17 protein-coding genes are annotated in these 20,778 nt (G+C 59.2%); 5 read left to right on the top strand and 12 right to left on the bottom strand.

Annotation, left to right across the window (positions count from 1 at the left end):
- The first annotated feature begins 14 nt into the window (after nt 1-14).
- The 4 genes from GS614_RS12990 (at nt 15) to GS614_RS21990 (ending at nt 4,519) form a co-directional block, all read left to right on the top strand.
- Complete coding sequence (locus GS614_RS12990; RefSeq protein ID WP_171726516.1) at nt 15-1,175, top strand: acyl-CoA dehydrogenase family protein; 1,161 nt, start codon at nt 15-17, stop codon at nt 1,173-1,175.
- A gap of 2 nt (nt 1,176-1,177) precedes the next feature.
- On the top strand, nt 1,178-3,193 hold the full coding sequence (locus tag GS614_RS12985; RefSeq protein WP_171726515.1) for an acetate--CoA ligase family protein: 2,016 nt from the start codon (nt 1,178-1,180) through the stop codon (nt 3,191-3,193).
- A gap of 3 nt (nt 3,194-3,196) precedes the next feature.
- Entirely contained in the window at nt 3,197-3,976 is a 780-nt protein-coding gene (locus tag GS614_RS12980) for a carnitinyl-CoA dehydratase (RefSeq protein ID WP_171726514.1), read from the top strand.
- Nucleotides 3,977-4,048: 72 nt separating this feature from the next.
- The gene (locus tag GS614_RS21990) at nt 4,049-4,519 is read left to right on the top strand and encodes a hypothetical protein (RefSeq protein ID WP_216601174.1); all 471 of its coding nucleotides are present in this window, start codon (nt 4,049-4,051) and stop codon (nt 4,517-4,519) included.
- Here the strand turns inward: GS614_RS21990 and GS614_RS12970 are convergent.
- The 7 genes from GS614_RS12970 to GS614_RS12940 all read right to left on the bottom strand — a co-directional run bounded on the left by GS614_RS12970 (nt 4,510) and on the right by GS614_RS12940 (nt 16,604).
- Entirely contained in the window at nt 4,510-5,580 is a 1,071-nt protein-coding gene (locus GS614_RS12970) for a polyprenyl synthetase family protein (protein ID WP_216601173.1), read from the bottom strand. The genes GS614_RS21990 and GS614_RS12970 overlap by 10 nt on opposite strands.
- A gap of 4 nt (nt 5,581-5,584) precedes the next feature.
- Entirely contained in the window at nt 5,585-7,708 is a 2,124-nt protein-coding gene (locus GS614_RS12965; protein ID WP_171726512.1) for an FAD-dependent oxidoreductase, read from the bottom strand.
- On the bottom strand, nt 7,701-8,525 hold the full coding sequence (locus GS614_RS12960) for a DUF3237 domain-containing protein (protein WP_171169797.1): 825 nt from the start codon (nt 8,523-8,525) through the stop codon (nt 7,701-7,703). Before GS614_RS12960 ends, GS614_RS12965 begins: the two co-directional genes overlap by 8 nt.
- Nucleotides 8,526-8,539: 14 nt before the next feature.
- A complete protein-coding gene (locus GS614_RS12955) occupies nt 8,540-9,421 on the bottom strand; it encodes an encapsulin (RefSeq protein WP_171617465.1) in 882 nt (293 codons plus the stop codon).
- A gap of 52 nt (nt 9,422-9,473) precedes the next feature.
- A complete protein-coding gene (locus tag GS614_RS12950; RefSeq protein ID WP_171726511.1) occupies nt 9,474-12,674 on the bottom strand; it encodes an adenylate/guanylate cyclase domain-containing protein in 3,201 nt (1,066 codons plus the stop codon).
- Between the two features lie 538 nt (nt 12,675-13,212).
- A complete protein-coding gene (locus GS614_RS12945; RefSeq protein ID WP_171726510.1) occupies nt 13,213-14,145 on the bottom strand; it encodes a choline/ethanolamine kinase family protein in 933 nt (310 codons plus the stop codon).
- Between the two features lie 11 nt (nt 14,146-14,156).
- Nucleotides 14,157-16,604, bottom strand: coding sequence for an FAD-dependent oxidoreductase (locus GS614_RS12940; protein WP_253285365.1), 2,448 nt, complete (start codon nt 16,602-16,604; stop codon nt 14,157-14,159).
- A gap of 126 nt (nt 16,605-16,730) precedes the next feature.
- Between GS614_RS12940 and GS614_RS12935 the strand changes: the two genes are divergently transcribed.
- On the top strand, nt 16,731-17,513 hold the full coding sequence (locus GS614_RS12935; RefSeq protein ID WP_171726508.1) for a DeoR/GlpR family DNA-binding transcription regulator: 783 nt from the start codon (nt 16,731-16,733) through the stop codon (nt 17,511-17,513).
- Between the two features lie 69 nt (nt 17,514-17,582).
- Here the strand turns inward: GS614_RS12935 and GS614_RS12930 are convergent, their stop codons facing one another.
- The 5 genes from GS614_RS12930 to napG are packed head-to-tail and all read right to left on the bottom strand — an operon-like array spanning nt 17,583 to nt 20,755.
- The gene (locus GS614_RS12930) at nt 17,583-17,840 is read right to left on the bottom strand and encodes a hypothetical protein (protein WP_171726507.1); all 258 of its coding nucleotides are present in this window, start codon (nt 17,838-17,840) and stop codon (nt 17,583-17,585) included.
- Between the two features lie 13 nt (nt 17,841-17,853).
- Nucleotides 17,854-18,543 (bottom strand): NapC/NirT family cytochrome c, encoded by a 690-nt coding sequence (locus tag GS614_RS12925; RefSeq protein ID WP_171726506.1) that lies wholly within the window; start codon nt 18,541-18,543, stop codon nt 17,854-17,856.
- Between the two features lie 29 nt (nt 18,544-18,572).
- On the bottom strand, nt 18,573-19,010 hold the full coding sequence (locus GS614_RS12920) for a nitrate reductase cytochrome c-type subunit (RefSeq protein ID WP_152460388.1): 438 nt from the start codon (nt 19,008-19,010) through the stop codon (nt 18,573-18,575).
- Nucleotides 19,011-19,022: 12 nt separating this feature from the next.
- Nucleotides 19,023-19,940, bottom strand: coding sequence for a quinol dehydrogenase ferredoxin subunit NapH (gene napH / locus GS614_RS12915; RefSeq protein ID WP_171726505.1), 918 nt, complete (start codon nt 19,938-19,940; stop codon nt 19,023-19,025).
- Nucleotides 19,937-20,755: a ferredoxin-type protein NapG gene (gene napG / locus GS614_RS12910; protein ID WP_171330790.1), complete on the bottom strand. Its 819-nt coding sequence runs from the start codon at nt 20,753-20,755 to the stop codon at nt 19,937-19,939. Before napG ends, napH begins: the two co-directional genes overlap by 4 nt.
- Between the last annotated feature and the right edge of the window lie 23 nt (nt 20,756-20,778).

Raw genomic sequence — 20,778 nt, 5'->3', positions numbered from 1 at the left:
AGGGAACACGCGCCATGCAGTTTGGTCTGACAGAAGAACAGGACATGATCGTCTCGACGGTCCGAAGCTTTGTTGAAAACGAAATCTACCCGCATGAAGACGCGGTCGAGCGCTCGGGAACCGTGCCTCCTGAGCTGGGCGAGCAGATCAAGCAGAAATGTATCGATCTGGGCTTTTATGCCTGCAACTTCCCCGAGGAAGTCGGCGGCGCAGGTCTGTCTCATCTGGATTTCACCTTGGTCGAGCGCGAGCTTGGCCGCGGGTCAATGGCGCTGACGCATTTCTTTGGGCGCCCGCAGAACATCCTTATGGCCTGCAACGACGAGCAGCGCGAACGGTATCTTCTGCCTGCCGTACGTGGCGACAAGATGGACGCTCTGGCGATGACCGAACCGGATGCGGGTTCGGATGTGCGTGGTATGAAATGCCAGGCGGTGCGCGATGGCGGTGACTGGGTTGTCAACGGATCGAAACATTTCATCTCGGGCGCGGAACATGCGGATTTCTTCATCGTTTTCATCGCGACCGGCGTGGACGAAACTCCCAAGGGCCCGAAGAAACGCATCACCACTTTCCTGGTGGATCGCGGTACTCCGGGGTTTGAAGTGCGCGAGGGCTACAACTCGGTCAGCCACAAGGGCTACAAGAACTATATCCTGTATTTCGACAACTGCCGTCTGCCTGACGCACAGATCCTGGGCGAGGTTGATGGCGGTTTTGCCGTGATGAACGAATGGCTTTACGCAACCCGCCTGACGGTTGCGGCGTTCTCGGTCGGTCGCGCGCGGCGCTGCTTTGACTATGCGCTGAACTATGCGGCCGTGCGCAAACAGTTCGGCCAGCCCATCGGCAAGTTTCAGGGCGTCGGCTTCCAGATCGCCGACATGATCACCGAGATCGATGCCGCCGATTGGCTGACACTCGCGGCCGCGTGGCGTCTGGATCAAAACCTGCCATCAAACCGCGAGATTGCCTCGGCCAAGCTCTATGCCTCGGAAACGCTGGCGCGGGTGACGGATACCACACTTCAGATATTCGGGGGTATGGGTTTAATGGACGATTTCCCGATTGAACGGTTCTGGCGCGATGCCCGGGTCGAGCGCATCTGGGACGGCACCAGCGAAATTCAGCGCCACATCATCAGCCGCGATCTTCTACGTCCCTTGGGCGCCTGACCATGAACAAAGACCTGACCCAGCTGCTGCGCCCGAAAACCATCGCCGTCATCGGTGGCGGCGCGTGGTGTCAGCAGGTTGTTCTGCAATCCGAACGCATGGGCTATGCCGGTCAAATCTGGCCGGTGCATCCCAAAGCGTCGGAAATTGCGGGTCACAGGGTTTTCGGCCACATCGAGGACCTGCCCGCAGCCCCGGATGCGGTTTTCATCGGTATCAACCGCCACGCCACCATCGAGGCCGTTCGTGTCCTGTCCAGTACGGGCGCAGGTGGGGCGGTGTGCTTTGCATCGGGCTTTTCCGAGGCCGTTGCCGAAGATGACACCGGCGGGGACTTGCAGGATCAACTGATTGCAGCAGCCGGTGACATGCCCATTCTTGGCCCGAACTGCTATGGGTTAATCAACGCGCTGGATGGGGCGCTGTTGTGGCCGGACCAGCACGGGGCCACCCCTGTGGGCAAGGGCGTGGCGATCCTGACGCAAAGCTCGAACATCTCGATCAACCTGACCATGCAGAAACGTGGGTTGCCGATTGCCTACATGATGGCATGCGGAAACATGGCCCAAACCAGCCAGGCCGAAATCGCCTCGGCCTTGATCGATGATCCGCGCGTAACCGCAGTGGGTCTGCATATCGAAGGGTTCAAGGACATCCGGGAATGGGAGGCGCTGGCCGCCAAGGCTTATTCAAAGGGCATCCCGCTGGTCGCCTTGAAAGTGGGTGCGTCGGAACAGGCACAGGCCGCGACGGTCTCGCACACTGCGTCTCTTGCAGGCAGCGATGCGGGCGCGCAGGCCCTTCTGGACCGGCTGGGCATTCCGCGTCTGTCCGCGTTGCCGGACTTTCTTGAGACGCTGAAACTGTTGCACTGCTATGGGCCGCTGCCGGGTGGCCGCATCGCTTCGATCAGTTGTTCAGGGGGTGAGGCGAGCCTGATCGCGGATATGGCGGTTGGTACGGGCCTGAGTTTTCCGCAGTTGAGCGATGACAAAAGGGCGCGCTTGCGTGACGCGCTTGGCCCTATGGTCGCGGTGAACAACCCGCTGGATTATCACACGTATATCTGGCGCGACGAAGAGGCGATGGCACAGGCCTGGTCGGGCATGACGGGTGACGACATCGACCTGACGTTCTCGATCGTCGACTATCCGACGACGGATCCGACCGACTGGAGTTGCGCGACCCGAGCTGCGTTGAAAGTGCGTGCTGAAACCGGCGCCCGGTTTGCGATTGTTGCGACGCTGCCTGAACTTCTGCCTGAAGACGTCGCGCAAGACCTGATGGCCGGTGGTGTTGTTCCATTCATGGGATTGCGCGAAGCGCTGGCGGCCACGCGCGCCGCGGGTCAGATTTCGCCACCGTCCGCACATCCTGTCTGGTTGCCTGGAAAGGCTGAGGCGACCCAAACCCTGACCGAAGGCGAATCGAAACGGGCGCTGGCCGAATGCGGCCTGCACGTTCCGCAAAGCCGCACGGTTTGCGGCCCGGCAGAGGCCCACTCGGCCGTGCAGGACATGGAAGCCCCCTTTGCCGTGAAAGGTGTTGGGCTTGCGCATAAATCCGAACACGGCGCTGTTCGGCTGGGCATCAAGGCCGAGGATGTGGCCGATGTCGCAGCCGAAATTGGCACAGATAGCATCCTGATCGAAGAGATGATCACCGGAACCGTTGCTGAATTGCTGGTCGGTGTCGTCCGTGACCCGGCGCATGGGTTTGTCCTGACATTGGGGGCGGGGGGCGTGCTGACCGAAATCCTGCGCGACACGGCGTCAGTGCTGGTGCCAAGCACGCCCGAGGACATCCGTGCCGCGCTTGGCAAATTGAAAATTGCCCCGCTTTTGGCAGGCTATCGCGGCCAACGGGCGGCTGATATGGATGCAATCATCGCCGCAGTAGACGCCGTTCAGGCCTATGTCATGCAAAATGCCGACACGCTTGGCGAGGTCGAGATTAACCCGCTCCTGTGCACGCTGGACAAGGCCGTTGCCGTGGATGCACTGATAAGAAAGGCCTGAGATATGGACCCGATCAAAACCCGCCGCGACGGAGCGATCCTTGAGGTGACGCTGGACCGGCCCAAGGCCAACGCCATCGATCTTGTCACCAGCCGCAGGATGGGTGAGGTATTCGGCGCGTTTCGCGACGATCCAGAACTGCGCGTGGCCATTCTGACGGGCGGCGGAGAGAAGTTCTTTTGCCCCGGCTGGGACCTGAAAGCAGCGGCCGACGGGGATGCGGTAGACGGGGACTATGGTGTCGGAGGGTTCGGCGGCTTGCAAGAGCTGCGCGACCTGAACAAGCCCGTGATCGCGGCCATCAACGGCATCGCCTGTGGCGGCGGGCTGGAGTTGGCCCTGTCAGCCGACATGATCCTTGCCGCCGATCACGCCACGTTCGCCCTGCCGGAAATCCGCTCGGGGACTGTCGCGGATGCGGCCAGCGTCAAACTGCCCAAGCGCATCCCTTACCACATCGCGATGGAGTTGCTGCTTACGGGCCGTTGGTTCGACGCCGAGGAAGCCAATCGCTGGGGGTTGGTGAACGAGATCGTCACCTCGGATCAACTGATGGACCGCGCCTGGGAACTGGCCCGGCTGTTGGCCTCGGGACCGCCCCTGGTTTATGCCGCGATCAAGGAAATCGTACGCGATGCTGAAGATGCCAAGTTTCAGGATGCCATGAACCGCATCACCAAGCGTCAGCTCAGAACCGTGGACGTTCTCTATGCCAGCGAAGATCAGCTGGAAGGCGCGCGCGCCTTTGCCGAGAAAAGAGATCCGGTCTGGAAAGGGAAATAGGCAGACGTTTCCCGTGATCGCAGAGCGTGAATTTACCATTTACTGATCCGCGCGGCACGTGCACAGTTAGGCATGCCGTATTTCGAACGAAAACCATATGTTAGTGCGTCTCGGGCGGTCAGCCCGATTGCTCCGCAGCCCGACGATCAACCGATTTCCGATATAGCGCGCCGCGTGCTCGAAACAGAGCGGGGCCCACGGCGACATCTGGATGGTCCGTTCAGGTGTCGCAAATCCTGCCATCCCGGCAGCACCGCCTCCATTCTATTGTCCTTTGAAGCACCCGAAGGCGCGGCCCCTGTTCAGATGCAGTTCGAACCGGGCGATCTGACCAATCCGAACGGCGACATTCTGCCGGCGAACCGCATCAGTGTGATCCCGCCACAAATCCAGCTTGAGCCGGGGGAAGCAACGGATGTTGCTGTTGCGGTGACTATACCCGACCTCTCCGAACCCGGTGAATATCACGGTCGGATCGCCTGTACCGGAACGGACCAGACCTCGGTTGTGGTGATTTTCGAGGTGGCGGGCGCTCAGACCTGACGGGTCACCAGATAGTCCATGAACTGCCCCAGAAACGCGCGCGGCCCGTCTTCTGTGCCCGCGAACACCCGCGCGAACTCATTACGGGCCGCGGCCAGCAGATCATTCGCTGCGTCCTGCGCATAGCGGATGCTGCCGTAATGGCTCATGCGCTCCAGCACCCAGGCGACATCTTGCGTCGACCGGGCATCGCGTGGGTTTGACAACATCTCGGCCAACCGTGCCTGTTCAGGCTCTTCCGCCTTCAGGCCAAGCTGGCCCAGCATCAGCGTGCGTTTGCCTTCATAGATGTCGCCGCCGATTTCCTTGCCGTAACTGTCCTGTGAGCCGACGAGATTCAAGACGTCGTCCTGAATCTGAAACGCTGCACCTAGGAAAAAGCCGAAGGCGTTGAAATCATCCAGATTCAGCGCGCCGGACGCGACATCATGTGGCCGCGCAATCAGGGCCCCGATGCGCATCGGGTGAATGAAACTATACCAGCAGGTCTTTTTCAGACACATCCTCAGATAATCTGATGCATCGACGTTCAAACGGTTGTCGCGGATCCAGCCAAGCTCCAGCGCCTGACCTTCGATGGATTGCTGCAACAGATGGTCGAACTCATCCACCACGCGCATACCGGTTTCCGGGCCCAACGGACCCAGGTTCTGACGCAGCAGACGCAGGGCAAGCGATTGCATCCCGTCGCCGGTATTGATCGCCAGGGGTACCCCAAGCCGCTTGTGCATACATTCGCGCCCGCGCCGGAAATCGCTTTGATCTTCGATGTCGTCGTGGATCAGAAAAGCGTTGTGCAGCAGCTCTAGAACCGCGGCCGAGACCCTTGCATTCTCGCTGTTTCCGCCGAAGGCTTCGCATGTTGCCAACAGCAGGGCGGGCCTCAGGCCCTTGCCCGAGGTTTCGATGTAATCGCGCATCGGACCATACAGATAGGCCTGAGGCTCACCCGTCGGCAACAGGCCCAAAAGCGTTTCGCGCGCCTGATCCCCGTAGAAGGTCAGGGTTTTCAGAAAATCCTGTTTCGCCGCAGGATCCAAATGCGCGGTTCCGGATTTCACAGGCTCAGCCCTTCTGGGTGATGATCACGCGACTTTTGTCTTCCCGCGCGCCGGATCGTTCCGGACCGCCGCCAAACGCAGAAAGCGGTTCGTCAGAAATTGGCAACGCCCCGGACAAGGCACCTGATTGACCACTGTCCCGACCCAGATCATACGCGACATCTTCCGCCAGCTCATCCCCCGGGATCGGCAGATCCGCGGTGGGCTCGTAATTCGCGATGAGGTCGAACAGCTCTTTCGGGGGGCAGATCATTCGAAGCGCTTCGGCAACGGCTGGCTCCTCGGTGATGCCGCCGGGTTTTGAATATTCCGCCGCCGGTTCCCCTATGGCGGCAAGAGGGCCATCACCGCCACGATCAACTCCTGCCGTGTCCTGACCCATTTTCAGCGCGGCTTCGACCGCAACCGCGAACCGATTGTCCCACGGAAGGCCAGCTTGATAGCGGGCATAATCATAGGCGCGCAGCGGTTTCAGGATGTCGGGTTCATGCAGGTCCCAGATCTGGCAGGGCTCGGCATCCGATCCACTGCGTTGAAGAATGGCGTTGACGGCCCGACGCGCGGCCTCGTTCGCCCCTTCCATCGTGGCAAGGTCGGTAAAAGTGCGGACGTAATCCGATGCCAGGAAGAAATTCGGGATGAGCGTGGCCGCATCCGGGCGCAAGCGCCAGCTGTTGATACGGTTGACCAACAAGGGTTCGACATTGCTTTGACGCTTGGGGTCGTTCGGGTCTTGAACGATATCAGGATCGAGGAACCAGTAGTTCATATCCTCGTCCCGCAGAATGGTCTGGCCATCCACGTTGATGCTGCGCTTGAGCTGTTCCCAAACCTCTTTTGCGATCTCTTCCCGGCTGCAATCGCGCGCGGTTTTTCCGTTCAGCCCCGGCTTGTCCCATTCGGAGATATCGATTGACAGCAGGCCTTTGGTCTTCCCTTCGGCCCAGTTTTCGAAGTTGATCCCCGGCCAGAACTGTTTTTGCGACACAGCCGTCAAAGCCCATGGGCTGTCGATGAAAATGACGTGGCCGTGGGTCAGCTCGACATCCTTGGTCAGATAGAACTGAATGCCGTTCATCCATTGCACGTCATCGGCCAGCAAAGGCAATTTGGCAAGTGCGGGGTCAACCGCCATCATTTCCGGGGTCACAAGCGGTGCCATGCGTTCAATCGGCATGGCGCTGATGAACCAATCCCCCGTGACCTGCTTTTCTTCGCCATCCTGTTCGACCGTTGCGCCGACGATCTTGCCGTTCCGGCACTCGATTCCGGTGACTTTGGAGTCAAAATTGTACACGACCCCCTTGCTAGTCAGGTAATCCAGCCACGGTTGAATCCAGACAAGATTGGTGGGCCCGTTCAGCAGCCTGTTGCAGTGGGGTTCGGGCGTGGCGATACCCAGCTGAAGCTGAACAGCAATGTCCCCCACTGTCTTCGTGCTTGCCGTCGTGGCCTTGGCGGCCACCAACGAACGGGTCAGGCCGATGGCAAGGAACTTCTGATAGGCTTCCGAACGGTCCTGCGCGCCGATGAAATCCCACCAACCGATCCGTTCATATTCGTCAAACCGGCGTTCCTTGCAGGACGTCGCGATCCGCCACATGCAGGCGACAAAATGTTCGACATCCTCATACGCGATCTGGTCCCTCGGCGAAAGCGCGAAGGCAATGGTCTTGAAGGCATCCGCAACATCCTTGAGCGTGCGGGGGAACCGTTCCGGGACAATGATGCCGGGCTTGTCGAACTGGCTGACCAGAACTTGCGTGGTCGGGACCAGATTGTCAAAGCATGTGCCCTTGTCGTAATACGGCGTGCGGGCCATCGTGTCGGTGATATGCCGATAAAAGTTCGGAAAGAACCTGAACCCATGTTCACCGGGCAGCCAGGGCCGTTTCACGCCGGGCGGATAATTGGCCCCATCCATCTCGGCCCATTTTTCCAGCGCCTTGATGTGTTTCGCTTTCGAGCCATGATCCCCTTCACCCTTCATCACGGGAATGCTGCGGGCCTTGCCGCCGGGGATCAGCTGGCGTTCGTGGACTTCTACCTCGAACCCGCGTTCAATCAGTTCGTGCGCGGCGCTCATGCCAGCCACGCCTCCCCCAAGAATGACAACCTTGTCAGGCATCGGAAATTCCTTTCGCGGAATAGACGTCAAAGCGCAGGGTTATGTCTGACAGGCTGGCTTCGCCAATGCCAAAACCCTGCACCCGATTCATCCAGCTGAAATGCGGATTCGAGGTCAGGTAACGCGGTGCAAGCCGTACCGGAGCCGAAGCGGGCAGATTGCCCTTGGACAATGCCGCATATCCGTCCGGGCCGAAGTCACACACACCCGTATCTTCGAACAGGATCGGAGCTTGTCCGATGGACGGTCTTATAAGTGCCTTTGCATGAAGCAGCCCCACACCATCCGGCCGAACGCGCATCCAGTCTCCTCCGATCGGTTCGATCACCCCTTTCAGATGCGGGCCTTCGACGGTGCCCCCTTCTTTGATGGCGAAATGCAGCCAAATCCCGTCCGGCGTCTCGCCCGAGGGGTGAAAGCTGCTTTCGAACGGCACCACAAATTTGGCGACATGTTCCAGTACCGGCGGCGCCACTGCGGTTTTTGCCGGTTCCGGTGCGGCAGGTTCAATTTCTTTTTCGGGCCCGGGGTCAAACTCGCGCCCTCCCGACGTCAGCACCGGACGCCAGGACAAGGTTTTTTCCTGTTTGACCGACGGAAGAATGGCTGCGAATTGTTGAAACCCTGTTTGCGGGTCCCGCAACAAGGGCCACCCGCGAATGGCACGCTCGGGGCCGCCATCTTCCGAACAGATCAGACGTAGCGTGTCATGCGACGACACGGATGGGCCGGCTTCCACCAACACCCGACTGAGACCGTCTGCGTTGATCGCCTCGGACCAACGCAGCGTCACGCCCCGATCTGAAAACTCGCGCACGACCCGATCTCCGGTCAACAGGTTATGGTGCGGACGGCCTTAGCTTCCTTGATCCTGAGATGGAACTTCTGCTGCACGCGGAAGACGTGCTCGCCCTCGGCAGAGGTTTGCAGATACTTCACGGCGATATCCGAGGGCACGACGATTTCAACCGGTGCACCCAGCAGGGACACAAGCACTGCCTTGTCCGGGGGCAGGGTGCTGGAACGCAGCAACGGCCCGTCCAGGAACGGGAGAATGCTGTCACGTGGCAGCACCATCGAATTCGGCAGCGGGGTCGTGACCGCACGGAACAGACCGTTGCCCATCACACAGGCATAGGGGCCCAGATAGCCATGCGTTTCCAGCGCGCTGATGCCCTCGACGACGGCCTCGAAAACATCGGTTCCGCTATAGTTCTTTTTGGACGTGGATTTGGTTTTGCCTTCGCCCGCTTCAAGCAATCCCGGATATTTGCCACCGCCGCTGATCGTATAGATCTGCGGCAATGAGTCGGGCGCGCCGCCGGCGTGTTTGGGGGCCTGTCCGGTGCCGGGTTGACCGTTGAAAACGATGTCATCCTCTACCCGTGCCACAACGGCGGCCGCTCGGCGGAACATGATCTGAGCCGCCGTCAGTTCCGGATCAGCCACCTGTGCGCCTTTCAGGTACACGTTCACCGATACGGTGGTAAGGCGCAGTGTATCATAATCGTTCACGTCAAGACGTTGCTTGGATGCACCAGATGAATTGTCCACCAGATCCAGCTTGTTCAGCGGGACGGATTGCGTGTCAGCGGGCAGCGGTCCGTACAGGGGCAGGAAACTGGCGGCCACCCGGGCGCGAAGCGCCTCATCATGGACGGCCTTTTTCACGGCGCTCCACTGATCTTCATTCCAATCCAATGCATCGGTCATTGCAAATCCCTCTCGGTGCTGCTGCCCAATTCGGCGGGGCAGTCAATCTTGTTCATTTTTCTTCTTTCAATCTGTCCAGCAGATCGCGGGCCCGCTGCTCCTGAACAACTCCACGGCAATCCCGTGCAAGCGAAAGCGCTTGTTCCGCCTCGCTGATTGCAGCGTCCAAGTCCCCCTTTGCGGCATAAGCCTTTGCTCGCACACGGTGATATTCAGGTTTGTTCAACGTCTCGCCGCGTTCCCAGCCGGGAATGCAGACGGTTTCCAGCCGGTCCAAAGCCTGATCAACATCTCCGTGATCAATCATCAACTCAGACAGAACAATCTGATTCTGAGGAAAAGTAAAGTTTCCACCAGATTTGGAAATCAGGTTCATGCATGTCTCGATGCGTTCCGGAACACCTGCGATGTCGCCCTTTCCAGCCTGCGCGAGGCCCATATAGATGTCCTGCATCGCATGAAGGTAAAGAAACCCTTCCTCATCCGCGACTTTTCTGGCTTCTTTCATCGTCACGTCAAGCCGGTCCCATTCCCCCGCATAGGGTAGGAACATGCTGCAAGCGCCCATGACGTAGACAAGGTTGGGTGCGTGGTTCAGCGCCCTGCTGACCTCGATGGATTCCACACGCGCGGCCTCGGCTTTTTCGAACTTTCCTTGCTGCCACAGCAGGCATCCCTGAATGGCCAGCAATGACGCGGCCGTGGAAGACTGGGTCATGGGCATCATGGCCATATCCAGCTCGGGTGTGATCAGGGCGAATGCGCGCTCCAGCTGTTGTTCGCATTCCGCAAATTCCCCGCGGAAGTAATGCGTAAAGCTCAGCGCCCGCGCCGCCAGCACATTGGCGACGGGGTCTTCGGACATGCTGGCCATCATGTCCAGCGCCTGCCCCATTTCCATCGCTCGGTTCATCTGACCGGCAACAAAGAAATGGGTCCAACGGCAGAAGGTTGCGGCAAAAAGCGTCTCGCCGTCGCCCAAAGACTGGGCCAGTTCCATCGCCCGGGCGGCAGTTTCGCCGACCTGATCGGACGACCACCCGTAGATCGCCATATAGGCGGGCAGAATGTTCATCTGAACCCGAAGCTCGAAACCGTCGCGATCCGCGTTGGCCTTCATGGTTCCGATGTTGCGCAGGGCGGCCCGGAAAGCGGAGATCGCGGGCAGGTTCGCCAGTCGGGACAACGCCACTTCACCTGCCGTGACCCAATTGGCGACGGCTTCATCCTTCAATCCGCCAAGATCGCAGTGATGCGCGACGGTATCGGGGGCCGGGGTTCCGAATGCCTTGTGACCGTCCAGCAGTGCTTGGGCGATTTTCAGATGAACCTTCTGCCGGTCTTCCCGCAGCAAGGAATTATAGGCCGTATCCTGAACCAGCGCGTGGTTGAACGTGTATGTGGCCGACCCTGAATCGCTGGTGATCAGCACGACGCCAGCCGCCATAAGCTGCATGAGGGCGCTTTCCACATCCATGTCTTCATGCGCCACCGCGTGGATCATCTGAGCGGTGAAACTGCGCCCGATGACCGATCCGAGCTGGGCGACTGGTTTGGCATGTTCCATCCGGTCAAGACGCGACATCAGCGAGTCCTGAAGGGTGGCCGGGACGCTCAGTGCATCCAGAACCTCGGCGTTGATCGGGGCATCCTGGGGCAGCTGGTCCAGAACCGCCTTTGTCATTTCTTCGATATACAGCGGCACGCCATCCGCCTTTTCGATGATCTGCCTGATCAGGATGACAGGCAGGCTGTACGGCTCGGCCACGCGCCGGACCAGTTCGGATGCCTCGGTAGTGCCAAGCGGAGACAGATCAATGCGCGCGGCTCGGCTTTCCAAATGTTCCGGAGGTTCGTATTCAGGTCGGTGCGACAGAACCACCAGTACCGGAAAGTTGCTCAAGGCGGATGCAAGTGCATCCAGTACATCCAACGTGGTCGCATCGGCCCAATGAACGTCTTCGACCACCAACAACAACGTGCCGCGTCTGTCACACAGGCTGCCCAGACTGCGCAGCATCACGTCAAGAGATTTGCGCGCCTTCTTCAACGGGTCGGATTCTGACGGGGCGCCGGTCTCGATGCCTGCCAGATCCAGAAGAACGGGCAAGTCCGCGTCACTCAGCCGTGAGGCCGATTGCACGAAGTCCGAAATCGCCGCCCGGATACTTTCATTTGATTTGTCGCCCGAAACGCGCCTCAATTCTCCGACAATCGGGTGCAGCGGAAGACTGGTCAGGTGCGGGATGCACTGCAATGTAAAGGGTTTGACCCCGATTGTTTCAGACAGTGACTTGATCAGCCTCGACTTGCCGATTCCCGCAGCCCCCCCGACAAGCGCCAGCCGGCCCGAGCCTTCCTGCGCTTCGTTCCAAAGCCGGGTCAGGGTGGAAAGATCATCATGCCGGGCGACAAGATCAACCGCAGATTGACCCACCCGCGCGTCGAACCGGCTGGTGGACATGATTTCCGACACCACGCGATACACTTTGCGCTGATTGTCAAAGCCTTTCAGCTCGTGGCTGCCACGTGGTTCGAATTCAAAGGCACCCTGGGTCAGCCTCCAGGTTTCTGAAGAAATGATCACTTCACCTGGTTCGGCCAGCCCCTGAAGGCGGGATGCAAGATTCGCCGTTTCACCCACCAGAAAGTCCTGGGATCCCAGGCTTTTCGAAGAAACAACGCCCACGACAACCATCCCGGTCGCAATGCCTGCGCGCAGGTCGAGCTTTTCTCCAAACTCGTTTTCAAGGTTCTGAACGGCCTCGATGGTCTCCAATACGGCTCGTACGGCCCGTTCGGCATCATCTTCCATGGCCTTGGGGTATCCGAAATACACCATTATGCCGTCGCCCTGCCGATAGGCCAGATGGCAGCCGTGCTGCTTCAGGGTGCCGATCGCCGTATCCAGATACAGGTTCATGATCTGCATCAGGTCTTCCGGATCATATCGCTGAGCCAGCCGGGTCGACCCCACAAGATCGCAGAAAACCAAAGTCAGCTGCCGCCGCTCGGCCTTGGACTGGACTTCGGGCCGCTTCGACGCTTCCTGCGATTTCAGCCTGGCCTGCGCCTTTCGAAAGCGCTTCCTTTCACCAACCGTCAACCCGAGATCACGCAGTTCCGGATCCGTCAATTCGTCCAGAATCTCGTCGTCTACGCCTTCTCTCTGAAACAGAGTGGCATAGTCATTCAGATCTGCCAGATGAAGGACTTTTGAAATGCGTGGTGATGCCTCAAGGACTCGCGTCATTGTCTTGCGACTCCTTCCATAACTGTCCCCCTGTTTTCCCCTTAATACATATACATAATGTATATGTATAATCCAAAAGTAGAGAGGTATTCATGCTGAATCCATAGCAGGAACAGGCGGCACTGTTAACTTGTTACATTGATTGACCGGTTTACTTCAGAATTTCCACGTCGTCACGCGCATTTCCTTGGAAATCATAAGGTTCAAGTCTCAAGTTGACTTTGCTGGCAAGGTTTCAGGGCGGCCGAACGACCAGATATGCCGGTCTGCGCCTGACGTCACGTCAAGGCTGACAGACGTGCAAAAGTGCCGTGGCCGACATGAGATACCGGGCAGAAAGGCAGACTCAACCCGAGCGCCAGCAAGAAGCCGACGCCCGAACGTGCTTCGAATGGAAACATCTAAGCTCCAGGCGCATCCCGTATTTTGCCCGGCCCGTTCTTCTCGGGCATCCCGGCTCCATGGAAAGCGGCTCAAAGATCTGAGACGAGGCAGAAAACATCCGGTATCCAGGGCGGATCCGGCCGTGGATGAAACCCTATTCCTCGGCCACGGCTTTCACATGGGCCGCAAAGGACGGAGCCAGCATCAGGGACTTGCACCGCTCGAACCGGTTGGTGGCATAGGCCCAGAAGTCTTCGGCGGGGTTTTCATCCGCATGCTGGATCAATCCCCACAGCGTCCACAGCAGGTCGCACATGGCTTTATAGATCACCATGCGCCCGATCTGAGCCTCGCTCGGCGGGTTTCCGAAATAGGCGGTCAACATTTCCTGTTCCTGTTCGTCGTTCAGCCCGGCTTCGACCGACAGATCACCCAGATCCCAAAGGGCATCGTTCATGCCTGAATACTCGTAATCCACGATCCACATGCGCTGGCCGTCATCCAGAAAATTCTCGCACAGAGGGTCGCAGTGGCTCGGGACCAATGTCCCGGGTTTGTCCCGCAGCACCTCGCGGATCGGGGCCGCCTCGGCCACGACGTCCGCGTAACCCTCTGGCAGGGTAGCGTTTTTGTCCGCAAGCACCTTCATGTAGTCGTTGATCATCGAAAACAGCTCGAACCGAAACTTGAACGGCTCGGGGGCATCGTGCAACTGCCTCAGCGCCTTTCCCGCTCGGGCGGCAGACCCGGGGCGCGTCGCAAACATCTCGGGTGTCATCGTGACGATGTCGGGTACGCAATCACTGATCATCACGCCGGATGCCGCGTCTGCCCACAGAACTTCGGGGCCGACCACGGTTTTCGCCGCCACCCGTGCGTTGTGGATTTCAACTGCGCGGTCGATATAGGCTTCGGTGCCTTCACCGGGGATGCGCACGATCACCGTCCTTGGCCCGCCTTCGACGCGATAGACCAGATTGGTCAACCCGCCCAGCCGCTGGGTGTGAATGTCCGCCTCGGCAAGGGTTTCGAACCCCGCCACGTTGCGAAGGGCCTGAATAATCTCATTTGTTGGTTCATTCTGCATCGCTCTCTCCCTCAGGCTTTCAACCGGCTGTTTGCCGGGTCGTAAAGCGGCCCGTCCACGCGGCGGATAGCGTGGCGTTCGCCGAACACCTCCACTTCGAAATCTGACCCACCAGCCAGTCCCGCAGGCAGATAACCGTAGAGGATGCTCTTGCCGACGGTAAACCCATAGCCACCGCTGCATGCCAGCGAGACTGTTTTGCCGGAATGCAATATGGTCTCCCCTCCGGTGATCGGCAGCCGCTCATCGGTGATGAACGTACAGAGCTGCCGCTCGGGGCCGGTCGCTTTCTGCGCCTCCAGCACCGGGCGCCCGATGAAGCCCTGTTTGGATTTCAGATGGACCCGCGCGCCAAGGCCCGCTTCGATTGGTGAATAGTCGGGGGTGATGTCGGCGCTCCAGTAGAGATAGCCTTTTTCCAGCCGCAAGGACTCGATCGTGCGGTAGCCGATGTCGCGGATGCCATGGCTCTGACCGGCCTGCCAAAGCAAGTCATAGACATGCAGGGCGAACTCGGTCGGGATATGTAACTCCCATCCCAGCTCTCCGATGTAACCTATGCGGATCGCGCGAACCTTTGCCGTTCCCAAGGTGATCTCTCGGGCCGTTGCAAAGGGAAACGCATGGTTCGAGACGTCTTCTTCCGCGATGGCCTGCATCACATCCCGTGCCTTGGGGCCGCAAATGTTGATGACGGCGCGTGCCGACGTCATTTCGATCAGCTGCGCGCGCCCATCGCGGGGCAGGTGACGTCGGATCCAATCCGCGTCATGCACGCCGAATCCGGACCCGGTGACGATGTAAAAATGGTCCCGCCCCAATCGGGTGACGGTGATATCGGCTTCAACGCCCCCGCGATCATTGCACAATTGGGTGTAGATCACCGTGCCATCCGGCTTGTCCATATTTGAAACGGCAAGGTTTTGAAGGGCTTCCAGTGCGCCGGGGCCGATCAGTTCGAACTTTGAGAAACTGGTTTGATCGATCAGAACGACCCCGTCGCGCGCGGCCTTATGTTCCTGTTCGGCATAGGTTTTCCAACCCGGCGACAGGAAATCCAACGGATCCACCGGCTCTACACCGGCCGGAGCGAACCAGAGCGGTCGCTCCCAGCCATTTTTTGACCCGAACACCGCGCCATGTTGTTTCAGCCGCTCATGCAGGGGCGACAGGCGCAGGTTTCTGGCCGTTTCCGCCTCCTGCCCCGGATATCGCATCTTGTAGTGATGCGCGTAATGCTCGACCGCGCGAGGATACATGAAGGCGCGCGTGGCGTGATGCGGGCTGAACCGGCGCACGTCCAGAGGCCACAGATCAAGGCTCGGGCGGCCTTCTACAATCCACTCCGCGATCATCTCTCCTGCGCCACCACCTGCCGCGATGCCGTACAGAAATCCGGTCGCCAGCATCAGGTTTCGCAGTTCAGGCGCCCATCCCATGACAAAATCGCCATCCGCGGAATAAGGGATGGGGCCGTTGATCACCTGCCGGATTCCAACCGTGTTGACGACCGGCGTAACCTGACCTGCCAGTTCGGCAAGGGGGGCAAACCGCTCCAGGTTGTCCGGCAAAAGCTGCCGGACAAACGCGCCCGGAATACCCCTGTCGCCGAATGGCAGCGTGTTGTCCTCGTACCCGCCGATCACAAGCCTCCCGCCTGCATCCGGTTTGTAATACACCAGCCGCTCGGGATCCCGCAGGGTTGGCAAGCGTTTTACAAGATCGGGGTCGGGCAGGGGTTCAGTTACGATGTATTGATGCTCGACAGCGCAGGCCGGGACAACAACCCCGAGTTTCGCTGCCAGTTCGCGGCTCCACATTCCGGCGGCCAGAACGACGGTGTCCGCTTCATAATCCCCTTCCGATGTCATCACTTTGGTGATGCGATCGTTATGGATTTCAAAATCGGTGACCTCTACGGATTGGCGGATCCGGGCTCCGTGCATCCGGGCACCGGATGCGATTGCCTGACACAAGCCTGCGGGATCGACATGACCGTCTGAGGGGATGAAGGCCGCGCCTTCCAACCCTTTCGCGTCGACATAGGGGAAAAGCGCCTTGGCCTCGGCGGCCGAGATTATTTCCATCTCCAGATCAAAGCTGCGGGCCATTGTCGCCAGGCGCTTTGCTTCCAGAAGCCGCTCTTTGCTTGCCGCCAGGCGCAGGCTTCCGACTTTCTTCCAGTCGAATTCCATCCCGGTTTCTTCGGCCAGACGATCATACAGCGCCACGGACCGTTTCAGCATCCGCGTCGTGTTGCGCGATGACCGCAACTGCCCGACAAGCCCCGCCGCATGCCAGGTGGCCCCCTCGGTCAGGGACGCCCTTTCCAGAAGAACAACATCCGTCTCACCGGACCGTGCGAGGTGATACGCGATGGAGCATCCGATGATGCCCCCGCCAATGATGAGATGTTTGACCGAATGCGTTGTCATGCGTTCACCTACTTCAAATGACATGTCGTCATCAAAAGTCGCAAAACAACAAAAAGCAACAAAAATGTTTGAAACATGTTGAAAATGGTCGCTTGAACAGCGTCAACCTTGCAAGTAACCTGATGAAATCAACAAATATCGCGGCGCTTCATGTCGAAATACGAGCAAGACATCCTCAGCACGGTAAACCTGCATGGGCGAATTTCGGTCATGGAACTGGCGCGCATTCTCAACGTGTCGGACCAGACCGTAAGGCGAATCGTGAAGCCGATGGTCGCCAAGGGCAGCCTGTCCAAGGTGCATGGTGCATTGGTCAGCACTCAAAATGTGCTGGATCCTCCGTTTCTGGCCCGCATGGCGCAGAACCGCGCCGCCAAAGTCGCGATTGCCGACGCCGTTGCGGCGCGGATACCGGACGGTTCGGCCATTGCCATCGACACGGGTTCGACCTCGGGCTTCATTGCTCAGGCACTTCGCGCGCGCAAAAACCTCACGGTGGTGACAAACTCGGCCTTCATCGCCGCCACGTTGTCGATGGAAGAGGGCAACAGGGTCTTCATGGCGGGGACGCAGTTGCGCAACCACGACGGCGCCGCTTTCGACCGCGCCGCCTATGACGTCATTGCAGGCTTCTCGGCCCGGACGGCCATATTGTCGGCGTCACTGGTGCATCCCAGCAAGGGCTTCATGGTCTATGATCAATGCGAAGCTGATATGGCCCGGGCGATGTCTGATATTGCTGACCAGACCTTCATGGCGGTTGATTCCACAAAATTCAACGAGGCCCAGACCAGCCCGGCGTTGCGCCTGCCCAGATTGACCGAAAAGGACGTGCTCATCACCGATCGCACATTGCCCGCATCCTTTCAGTCCTTACCCGGAGATGCGGAATTGGTGATCGCGGGCGTGAAATCACATGAAGACAGTCATTGACTTGGTGACGACACTGCCCGGCCCGACGTAACAAGCCGGTTCCACCGAAACGGTGAAACCGGCTGTGTTTCAGGCTGTTGCGCCTTTGATGCGAATGGCAGTGCCGAGGCTTCCTGCACAGACTCCGACCACAATAGCTATGATCAGTTCCAGTGGCTCTACATGCGCAAACTGGAAGCCTGCGAAAACCAGCGTCTCGAATACGCCGACTGCGCCGCCCAATGCCGCGCCCAGCCACAGCTTGCGGGTCATCATGCCCAGCGCCAGACCGAGTATGCCCGGCAAGCTCAGGACGTTGCCACCGATGGTTCCAAGTAACTCTAACATCTCTGCCCCCACATCACTTCGAGCTGTTGTTCAGGAAATCGCGGATGTCGTCACCCGCGGCAGCGTGCTCCTGCACAACTTCATCTTCCAATGCAGCAGTCACCTTTTCGTATGTTTCCAGATAGTTGGGTGGCAGGCTGTGGGCGATGCCCTGGTGGCAATCGATACAGGTCATACCGTTGTCGATGGCACGTTGGTGTTCAGACGCGGCGCGGGTTTCCTGAATGGTGAAGTCCATGTAGTCAAAGTTGTGACAGTTGCGGCACTCGCGGCTGTCAGACGCCTTCATTTTCTTCCAGACGGCCGAGGCCATCGCCAGGCGGTGATCCTCGTATTTCTCGGGTGTGCTGATGGTGCCCACCAGTTCATGATAGACGTCCTTCACGGCCATGATCTTGGCTTTGATCTTGTGGTTCCATTCATCCGGAACGTGGCAGTCTGAGCAGATCGCACGCACGCCGGAGTGGTTGTTGTAGTGGATCGTCTCGCGATACTCACCCAGGTTCGTTTCCATCGTGTGACACGAGACGCAGAACTCTTCGGTGTTGGTCAGTTCCAGGGTCCAGTGAAATCCGCCCCAGAACAGGATACCGGCCAGAAATCCGGCAAGGATCAGAAAGCCCGAGCTGAACATTACCGCCGGCGTCCAGATCGCGTTCCAAAGGCGACCCAGAAAGCCGCGTTTTTCGGGGGAGTCTGCCATGTCGGTGCTCCTTTCAGTCTTGTTTTGGATCAGTTGCCGGTCGAGGGCTGGAACACGTTTTCAACAAGCGGCGGCGCGTCCGCCTGCGGAACGTGACATTGGTTGCAGAAATAACGGGTCCCGGCGACGCGGTCCAATTCGCGGCCTTCGCGATCCAGATAGTGTGTCATTGAAAGGGTCGGTGCGTTACGCTCACCTGCCTTGGACCAGTCATGGCAGGACAGGCACTGATTGGTGCGCACATCAATCTGATATTGCTCGATCGAATGCGGAATCAGCGGTGGCTGCTGGCGATAATTACGTTGCATCCGTCCTTCGACATTTTTGTGAATCTGATCCAAAGGGATCGGCTCGTCTACGTCCGCGCCCCGCAGGGTTTCGACTTGAGCGGACTGGGCAAAGGCCCATCCGCTCAGCAACACTACGGGTAGAAGGGCAATTCCGCCTGTAACGATTGATCTTTTCATCTTGGCACTCCCCTAGATAGGTCTGGCAGCGCGCGGCTCAGGCGCGGCAACTGGATCGGAAGGTTGAACGACATGGTCGTCGAACCGGTGAGTAAAGTTGAAGACGTCGACTGCGCAGACATCGATGCAGCGTCCGCAGTTTGTGCAGTCGGGTGACAGGATCAGGGGCGAGCTTCCCGGCTTGCCTTTCAGCGCGGGTGAGATCACCTGATTTTCAGGACAGACCGCATAACAATCCATACAGTCATCACAGGCCGTGCGATTGGCGGCACTGACCCGCAGCAGGCTTTTCGACCCGATCAGCCCGTAGAACGCGCCCACCGGGCACAAATGACCGCACCAGCCATGGCGTGAGACGAAAACGTCAAACACGAAGATGGCCGCGATCATGGCCCAGACAAAGCCCATGCCGAATACCAGCCCGCGATGCAGCATGGTGATCGGGTTGACCAGCTCCCAAGCGATCACGCCGCTCAGGCCCGAGGCCAGCAGCACGGTTGCCAGAATCCACAGCCGGGTGCCGCGCTTGGGTTGCCAGCCTTTCGGCAGGTCCAGTTTGCGATGCACCCAGTTGGCCGCGTCTGTCACCGGGTTTATTGGGCAGACCCAGGAACAATAGACACGGCCGCCAATCAGGGCATAGACCACCAGAACGATCAGCCCACCGATCAGCGCGGTCATTTCGGGCCAATGACCTGCAACGAAGCTTTGCAACAGGATTAACGGATCGGTCAACGGCAGCACACCCAGCGTCAGTGACCCTGCCAAATTGCCCTCGACAATCCAGATGCCGAACCACGGGCCCAGCAGAAACAGAACCAGAAAGAACAGCTGGCTTGCGCGGCGCACCAGCAAAAAGCGATGCGCCCCGATCCACCCTTTGCCTTCAACGGCCTCCTGACCGACGGGCATGTGCGTGCGAGTACTCATTGCCCCACCCCCGGCAGATCATATTCAGGGGCAAAACCGCCGGGCGCGGCAAGATTGTCGGTTCCCGGTCCGGGCAAACGATCCGGCAGATCGATGATCCCCTCGACCACCGGCGCGCCTTTGGCGGCCTTTTCCTCCCAACCCTTGCGGTAATGCTCGGCCGAACTGCCGCGCGCCAGCCGGGCCGGCAGAACCTTGATCGCGGCCTCGGGCAGAACACAGCTTTTCTCGCACATGCCGCAGCCGGTACAGCGTTCGGCATGAACGGTTGGAATGAACAAGGCATGATGACCCGACCGGGTATTGTGCGCCGTCTCCAAAGTGATCGCCTCGTCAATGACGGGGCAGACGCGATAGCAGACGTCGCAGCGCAGACCGAGGAAGTTCAGGCAGTTTTCCTGATCGACCAGAACGGCAACACCCATCTCGGCATCGTCGATATTATCCAGCCCGGGGTCCAGCGCCCCTGTTGGACATGCGGCGACACACGGAATGTCGTCGCACATTTCGCAGGGAACATCCCGGGCGGTGAAGAATGGTGTTCCCGTCGCCACCGCATCCGAGCCGAGCTCGGCCAGTTTCAGGGTATCGTACGGGCAGTCCCGCACGCATAAACCGCAACGGATACAGGCCGACAGGAACTCCTTCTCGGGCAATGCGCCGGGTGGGCGCAATGCATCGGCGGGCAGGGCGCGGGCGTCGCGGGCCAGATAGGCCAGCAATGATCCGGCGACCACGCAGCCGCCCGCCGCCCGCGCCGAGTCCTGCAGGAACCGGCGCCGCTGCGGCGAAAGGGGTTTATCGACAAGAGACATGGGAACGCCCCGTATGATCCTTG

Origin of the sequence: Ruegeria sp. HKCCD6604 (genome assembly GCF_013110635.1) — a bacterium.
Lineage (GTDB): Bacteria > Pseudomonadota > Alphaproteobacteria > Rhodobacterales > Rhodobacteraceae > Ruegeria.
The sequence above is the reverse complement of the archived record's forward strand: the minus strand, read 5'-3'. Positions and strand labels throughout refer to the sequence as shown.

Excerpts from the sequence above, each read along its gene's own strand:
- GS614_RS12955 (WP_171617465.1), bottom strand. The coding sequence starts at position 9,421 with ATGACCGATGCATTGGATTGGAATGAAGATCAGTGGAGCGCCGTGAAA.
- GS614_RS21990 (WP_216601174.1), top strand. The coding sequence starts at position 4,049 with ATGCCGTATTTCGAACGAAAACCATATGTTAGTGCGTCTCGGGCGGTC.
- GS614_RS12930 (WP_171726507.1), bottom strand. The coding sequence starts at position 17,840 with ATGTTAGAGTTACTTGGAACCATCGGTGGCAACGTCCTGAGCTTGCCG.
- GS614_RS12980 (WP_171726514.1), top strand. The coding sequence starts at position 3,197 with ATGGACCCGATCAAAACCCGCCGCGACGGAGCGATCCTTGAGGTGACG.
- GS614_RS12935 (WP_171726508.1), top strand. The coding sequence starts at position 16,731 with ATGTCGAAATACGAGCAAGACATCCTCAGCACGGTAAACCTGCATGGG.
- GS614_RS12985 (WP_171726515.1), top strand. The coding sequence starts at position 1,178 with ATGAACAAAGACCTGACCCAGCTGCTGCGCCCGAAAACCATCGCCGTC.
- GS614_RS12950 (WP_171726511.1), bottom strand. The coding sequence starts at position 12,674 with ATGACGCGAGTCCTTGAGGCATCACCACGCATTTCAAAAGTCCTTCAT.
- GS614_RS12965 (WP_171726512.1), bottom strand. The coding sequence starts at position 7,708 with ATGCCTGACAAGGTTGTCATTCTTGGGGGAGGCGTGGCTGGCATGAGC.
- GS614_RS12925 (WP_171726506.1), bottom strand. The coding sequence starts at position 18,543 with ATGGCAGACTCCCCCGAAAAACGCGGCTTTCTGGGTCGCCTTTGGAAC.
- GS614_RS12920 (WP_152460388.1), bottom strand. The coding sequence starts at position 19,010 with ATGAAAAGATCAATCGTTACAGGCGGAATTGCCCTTCTACCCGTAGTG.
- GS614_RS12940 (WP_253285365.1), bottom strand. The coding sequence starts at position 16,604 with ATGTCATTTGAAGTAGGTGAACGCATGACAACGCATTCGGTCAAACAT.
- napH (WP_171726505.1), bottom strand. The coding sequence starts at position 19,940 with ATGAGTACTCGCACGCACATGCCCGTCGGTCAGGAGGCCGTTGAAGGC.
- GS614_RS12945 (WP_171726510.1), bottom strand. The coding sequence starts at position 14,145 with ATGCAGAATGAACCAACAAATGAGATTATTCAGGCCCTTCGCAACGTG.
- GS614_RS12990 (WP_171726516.1), top strand. The coding sequence starts at position 15 with ATGCAGTTTGGTCTGACAGAAGAACAGGACATGATCGTCTCGACGGTC.
- napG (WP_171330790.1), bottom strand. The coding sequence starts at position 20,755 with ATGTCTCTTGTCGATAAACCCCTTTCGCCGCAGCGGCGCCGGTTCCTG.